Raw genomic sequence first — 6,033 nt, 5'->3', positions numbered from 1 at the left:
GACCCTCAGCAAGTCCTATCGTTGCAGGTCAAGGGCACTTTCCGTGTTTCTGATCAGCTCTTGGACAGCCCATCTCGTGAAAGCGCGAGGCTAATGCGCGTTGCCCGCAGTGGCGCCCTGCTCGCCTCGCTCACCAGCCTGCTCCTGGCCGCCACTGCCACCGCCACCCCGCCCCGCCCCGCCCCGCCCCGCCCCGCCTACGACGCGTCGCCCACCGCGGGAAGGCGCCGGACGCAAGGCCGGTTGCGGCGTAGGCGGCCGCGGCGGAAGCTCCCTTGGTATCGAACCCGTAGTCCAACAAGCGGGTGGAGTAGCCCTTCGCTCCCTCAGCACCGCTCGCGCCCGCGCCGTCCAGCGCGGCCATCACGCGCACGGCCAGAAGCGGCTGACACTTGGACGCAGCGGTGGCGGCGTCGGCGGCTCGTCATAGCGCGGAGGCGCGGGCAGGCCCCCTCCCGCTGTGAGGCGTCACCCGACCCCAGAAGCGGCCGTACCAGCTGGGATTTCCGTCCCACGTGCGAGGGTCCAGCGCAGCTCTCCCGAGTCCGAGCAGGCCTGTGTTCACCGCCGCCCTCCTGGCCCGCCACCTCACCACTTCCAGGAAGCCCCGCCATGCCTGACACGCCCTACGCCATCGCCGCCGTCCTCGTCGCCGCCGCCGTCACCTGGGGCCTGCGCGTCCTGCCCTTCGCCGCCCTCACACCCCTGTGCGAGAACGGCACCGTCCAGTACCTCAGCACCCGTATGCCCGCTGGCGTCATGGTGATCCTGGTCGCCTACTGCCTGCGCGACTTGCCGGTAACCGAAGCCCGAGCCGTGGCCCCGCTCGCGGCCCTGGCGGTCACCATCGGCCTGCACCTGTGGCGCCGCAACGCACTGCTGAGCATCCTCGGCGGCACCGCCACCCACGTGATCCTTTCCAGCACGCTCTTCGCCCGCTGACTCTGCCTGACGCCAAACCCGGCGCTGTCGCGCTTCTCGTGAACATCGAACACAGCACAACTTCGACGGCGTCCGAAGGCATGAACAACTGCTGTCCGTTCTCGTGAACAAAGCCAGTGGGCTCCACTCGGTGGACGATGCCCGGCGTCGTCACCACAGCCAGGCGTTGGAGTGCCGCACCCGGGACGGGGCTCGGGCGTCGCGGCGCGCGGCCGCGGCTTTCTTCCCGGCTTTTCAGGCAACTCCTCCTGTGGTCCGGCCCGGCGCGTGCTGAATGCCGGGCTGCGGGGTGTGCGGCGGCCGGTCCGTCGCCGGGGCGGGTTGCGGTCGGGGGCCGTAGGCAGCGGCGCGTTCTCGCGCGCCGTCACGGAGCTTGGCGGCCAACTTCGCGGCGGCTTCGAAGGTCCGGCGGGTCTGCTCCACCGTGTCGACGCCGGTCTCCGGCTCCAGGAGGCGGCCGTCCTTCCGGCCGGAGCCGACCCGGTGGCCAGAGTGTCAGCGGCGAGGCGGGCCCGCTCGTACGGAGTCGCGGTCCGCTTGCGGGTCAGCGGGCGCAGCACGGCCTGGTCCTCGGTGTCGCGCGGGTACAGGGCGCGCAGGTCGGCGGTCATCATCCGCCGACTGGCCGGGCGGGTGTAGCCGTCGACGACGGTCTGCACGATCTGTTCGTCCAGGCCCGGCTGGTGGGACCGGCCGCGCAGGACGTAGGAGAGGTGGCGGCGGGCTTCGGCGAGCAGGTGGTGGCGTTTGAACGCGCCTCGCATCACGTACACCACGGCGACGGTGTCCACGGCCGCCAGGGCGAGGTCGACCACCGGCCGTACCCGCGCCCACACCGCCGCGGCTGCCGCCCGCGCCCTCTCGGCGAGCCGGTAGACGGTGCAGGCGCCGAACGCCCGGATCGCGGAGTCCCGCCATCGCTTGCGCAGCTCGGTCAGCGACAGCAGCTCGGTGCGTTTGGGTGCGCGGGTCTGGTCGGCGGCCTGGCAGGCCAGTGCGTAGGCGGCCCGCTCCCCCGGCGCGTGTCCCTGCCGTTCCTCGTACCGGGCGGTGAGGACGGGCAGCGCGTCCTCGATCTGCTGGCGGCGGGTCGACTGCCAGCCGATGAGCCTCTGGTCGATGCCCGCGATGTCCATGACGGGCCGGCGGCCGGGCGCGACGCACGCAGGCGCTCCGCACGCTCGGGAGCAAGGCGGTGACGGACCATGGGCCGACGGCGCTCGACGGGCTATGCCGCCGGTCGGGCGCCGTCGAGGCGGGCTGCGGCGCCGGGGAACAGGGCGGCGGCGTTGCGTCCGATGTCCTGGCGTTGCCGCGGCGTCAGGCCGTCGAACTCGAGCAGGGATTTCCGGTTGGCTTCGACGGTCTCCTCGGTGCTACAAGGCACCCCGGAGTCCGAGCCGTAGACGAGGTGGTCCGGCGTGGTCATCGTGAGTGCCGCCGTCAGGCAGGACGGGAACCCGGTTGCGGCGGTGTCGAGGTAGAGCCGCCGCAACTGGACGCGGATCTCGTCGGCGCTCAGGGCGTTCGGATTGGGGACCCATGCCTGGGTGCCGAGCAGCCCGAGCCGGCCCGACATGGCCGGCAGCGCGCCCCCGCCGCCGCAGTGGGCGACGATCAGTTTCACGTTCGGGTATGCGCGGAACACGCCTGCGTAAAGCATGTCGACGATCGTCCGCGTGGTCTCGAAACCGACCTCCAGCAACGGTGCCGGCCGACCCTGCACGCCGTCCGCGTACGCGTCGGGATGCGCGAACACCGTGGCGCCACGGCAGTCGAGTTCCGCCCACATCGGTTCCAGGCTCGGGTCGCCGAGGTACACGCCGTTGCGCCGACAGGTCACCGCGAAGCCGTCCGCGCCCAGTTCCGCCGCTCGGTCGAGTTCGGCCATCGTCGCGGTCACGTCATCGGTAGGCAGGGCGGCCAGTAGGCCGAAACGGTCGGGATACTGCCGCACCAGGGCCGCCCCGTAGTCGTTGGATGCCAGCAGTGCCTCGGTCGTGTCGGGCTGGTTGCTCAGCATCTGCATGCCGATGCCCGTCCGGTCCATCTGCTCGAGCGTCCGCTCGACGGTCCAGTGGTACGGCTCCGGCGCCAGGAAACAGGCATCGCGCATCGCCCGCCAGGTCGCCTCCCGCTGTCCGGGGGTGGTCGGCGGGGTGTAGTGGGCATGCACGTCGATCCAGGAATCGCTCATGCTGTCAGCCTGCGCCGCTCAGCACTCCCAAGGAAGCGCATACTTCCCATGTCCGTTATAGAGTTGGTCTATGTCCGCCGGGATCCGGCTGCGAGGCCTGGACAACAATCATCTGTACGCGCTCTACGGATTGCTGACCGAGCGAAGCGTCACCGGCGCCGCCATACGGCTCTCGCGCACCCAGCCGACGCTGTCGGCCGCACTGGCCAGACTGCGCCGCCACTTCGGCGACGAACTCCTCACGCGCGTCGGCAACCACTACGAGCTCACCCCGTTCGCCAACCGGTTGCAGCCGTTGGTGAGCGTCGCGATCTCAGCGGTCGAGCGGGTGTTCTCGGCGCAGTCGGAGTTCGACCCGGCGGGATCTGACCGCGTGTTCACCATCGTGTCCTCGGACTACGGGACGAGCATCGCCGGAGCCCAGCTCGTCGCGCTGCTCGAAGAACGCGCGCCGAACGTGAGTGTCCACTTCAGCCCGGTCACCGCCGAAGTGCTAGCCCGAGACGGCGAGTTCTCCCGCACGGTGGACGGGGTCTTCATGCCGCACGGCTACCTGGACCTGCCACGCTCCCTCACCCTGTTCCGCGACCGCTGGATCTGTGTGGTCGCGGCCGACAACCCGGACGTCGGCGAGCACCTGACGATGGCCGACCTGTCACGGCTTCCGTGGGTCACCACGTTCGGTGACCCGCTCGGGAGAGCACCGGCGTGGCGGCAGATGGAACTGCTGGGCGTCGTGCCGCGGGTCTGCGCGATCGCCGACTCGTTCTTGGCGATGCCGCATCTGGTCCGCCGCAGCGGCGGGATCGCGTTCATGCAGCAGAGGCTGGCCCGGGATCTCGCCGCGGTGCTCGGCGTGCGGATCGTCGACACGCCGTTCGATGCCGTACCGATCGTGGAGGCGTTCTGGTGGCATCCGATGTACGACACGGACCCCGGTCACACGTGGCTGCGCGGGCTGCTCGCGGAGGCCGCGTCGCAGCTCCAGTGAGGCGGGTGATCAGGCCGTCGGCCCGGCGGCCGGGCATCGGTTACGGCCATCGCTCGCGGCCGAGACCCAGCACACCTCACCACCCTTGGCGGGCGGCGGGCAGCTCGGTGGCGAGCTGGACCAACGCGGTCGGCGGGGCTTCTGCGATCCGGATGCCGTGTGTGCGGAGCCGTTCACCCATGCCCCCGTGCACTGATCGGACGGTCCCGGCTGACCGTCGCGGAAGAGCCACCTATGGAGTCAGCCGCAACGGCGGAACAGATCACGGCGCTTGCCGACTTCTGGACGTCCTCCAGATCGAGCGGCATGGCGACCTGGAGGCAGGCAGCTTTGGCGACACCGTCCTGCCGGGCGACCGCGCCGGCGTGGCAGGTGCCACACACGGACACGATTCCGGCGTCCCAGGCCGTCCGGTCCGCGGTGGTCTCCTCCCCGCGCTGGTCGGTGAACTTCCGCCCGCCCACACGTCTAGTCCCGGGGCTTCCACCTTGATCGTGGACACCGGTTGTCATGCAGCGATGGCCAGCATAGTGGATCTCTGTTCGAAGGCGGCCGGCGCGAGGTAGCCGATTGTGGAGTGCCTGCGACGGTGGTTGTAAAAGCCGAGCCAGCGGAAGACTGCGAGGCGGGCGGCTCGTGCGGTCGGCCAGCCTCGTCGGCCGGGAAGGATCTCCCGCTTGAGCGAGGCGAAGAACGACTCCGCGGCGGCGTTGTCCGCGGAGGTGCCGACCGCTCCCATGGATCGGAGGATCCCGGCCTGGTGGCAGGCGTCGGCGAATGTCTTCGATCCGTATTGAGCTCCGTGATCGCTGTGGAAGATGACGCCGTCCATCTGGCCGCCGCGCGTGCGGACGGCCGCGTTGAGCGCGTCGGTGACGAGCTCGGCCCGCATGTGATCGGCCATCGACCAGCCCAGCAGGCGACGGGAGAATACGTCGATGACGGTGGCCAGGTACAGAAACTTCCCGCCGGCGATCGGCAGATAGGTGATGTCGCCGGCCCAGGCCCGGTCGGGGGCGGATGCGGTGAAGTTGCGCCGCAGCAGATCGGGCACCGCCTGGGCGGCGGGGTCCGGGACCGTGGTGCGGTGGCGCCGCTTAAACCTCCTTCCCTGGATACCGTGTTGGCGCATGAGCCGCTCCACGCGCTTGCGGTTCACCATCGCTCCGCCCTCGCGGAGCTCGGCGGTGATCCGCCTGGCGCCGTACGTCTTCCCGGACTCTGTGTGGATCTTGCGTATCCGCCGGGTGAGCGCGGCGTCGGCGGCCTTCTTCGCGGCCCGCGCCGGGGCGGTCTTCAGCCACTGGTAGAACCCGGACCGGGACAGATTCAGCATGGTGCACAGGCGCTTCACGCCGAAGGCTTCGCGATGGTCGGCAACGAACTCGAAGCGGCTCACCAGTTCGTCTCGCCCGCACAATACTTGGCCGCCCGGCGCAGGATGTCACGTTCCATTTCCAGCTCGCGGACCTGCTTACGCAAGGCCGCGATCTCCGCGTCCTTCGTGGACTCCGCGAGCGCCTCGGGCCGCTCGGCGTTCACCGCAGTCTTGATCCACTGCCGCAGCGTCTCGTGGTTCACGCCGAGCTCGGCGGCGATGCGTGAGACGGGCCGGCCCGACGAACGGGCCAGCGCCACCGCGTCCGCCCGGAACTCCGCCGAGTACTTGTAGGTCCCCACTCGGGACTCCTCTCCCTGGACTCAAGATCCAGTGTCGAGGGGTCCACGATCAAGGTGGAGGGCCCTCCGCGGGATCACCCGCCGGCGGCGCCGCGGCCTGACCCGGCCGGACCGGAAGGCGGCCCCGTCACCGGATCTCGTCGGACGGGACTTCACCGCCATCGAGCCCGGCACGAAACTGGTCTCCGACATCACCTACCTGCCCACGCCGGCCGGCTGGTGG

4 protein-coding genes and 2 pseudogenes are annotated in these 6,033 nt (G+C 70.3%); 3 read left to right on the top strand and 3 right to left on the bottom strand.

Going from position 1 to position 6,033, the window contains the following annotated elements:
* Nucleotides 1–612 precede the first annotated feature (612 nt).
* Nucleotides 613–942: an AzlD domain-containing protein gene (locus AB0G56_RS41905; RefSeq protein ID WP_360981528.1), complete on the top strand. Its 330-nt coding sequence runs from the start codon at nt 613–615 to the stop codon at nt 940–942.
* 962 nt (nt 943–1,904) lie between these two features.
* Here the strand turns inward: AB0G56_RS41905 and AB0G56_RS41900 are convergent.
* Nucleotides 1,905–2,078: pseudogene (locus AB0G56_RS41900) on the bottom strand (conjugal transfer protein TraA); the annotation flags it as partial.
* Nucleotides 2,079–2,170: 92 nt separating this feature from the next.
* Nucleotides 2,171–3,139 (bottom strand): amidohydrolase family protein, encoded by a 969-nt coding sequence (locus tag AB0G56_RS41895; protein WP_360981525.1) that lies wholly within the window; start codon nt 3,137–3,139, stop codon nt 2,171–2,173.
* A gap of 70 nt (nt 3,140–3,209) precedes the next feature.
* Here AB0G56_RS41895 and AB0G56_RS41890 point away from each other — a divergent pair, with 70 nt between their 5' ends.
* Nucleotides 3,210–4,130, top strand: coding sequence for a LysR family transcriptional regulator (locus AB0G56_RS41890; protein ID WP_360981522.1), 921 nt, complete (start codon nt 3,210–3,212; stop codon nt 4,128–4,130).
* 508 nt (nt 4,131–4,638) lie between these two features.
* On the opposite strand, the gene AB0G56_RS41885 is transcribed toward AB0G56_RS41890, so the two are convergent.
* Nucleotides 4,639–5,810, bottom strand: a protein-coding gene (locus tag AB0G56_RS41885; protein WP_360981519.1) for an IS3 family transposase whose coding sequence is annotated in 2 segments (ribosomal slippage) — nt 4,639–5,546 and nt 5,546–5,810 — 1,173 coding nt in all. Because the reading frame shifts where the segments join, the coding sequence is not laid out codon by codon here.
* A gap of 100 nt (nt 5,811–5,910) precedes the next feature.
* On the opposite strand from AB0G56_RS41885, the pseudogene AB0G56_RS41880 reads away from it, so the two are divergent.
* A pseudogene (locus AB0G56_RS41880) lies at nt 5,911–6,033 on the top strand (IS3 family transposase); the annotation flags it as partial.

The sequence above is a fragment of the Streptomyces sp. NPDC021356 genome (assembly GCF_040641015.1).
Lineage (GTDB): Bacteria > Actinomycetota > Actinomycetes > Streptomycetales > Streptomycetaceae > Streptomyces.
The sequence above is the reverse complement of the archived record's forward strand: the minus strand, read 5'-3'. Positions and strand labels throughout refer to the sequence as shown.

Excerpts from the sequence above, each read along its gene's own strand:
- AB0G56_RS41905 (WP_360981528.1), top strand. The coding sequence starts at position 613 with ATGCCTGACACGCCCTACGCCATCGCCGCCGTCCTCGTCGCCGCCGCC.
- AB0G56_RS41895 (WP_360981525.1), bottom strand. The coding sequence starts at position 3,139 with ATGAGCGATTCCTGGATCGACGTGCATGCCCACTACACCCCGCCGACC.
- AB0G56_RS41890 (WP_360981522.1), top strand. The coding sequence starts at position 3,210 with ATGTCCGCCGGGATCCGGCTGCGAGGCCTGGACAACAATCATCTGTAC.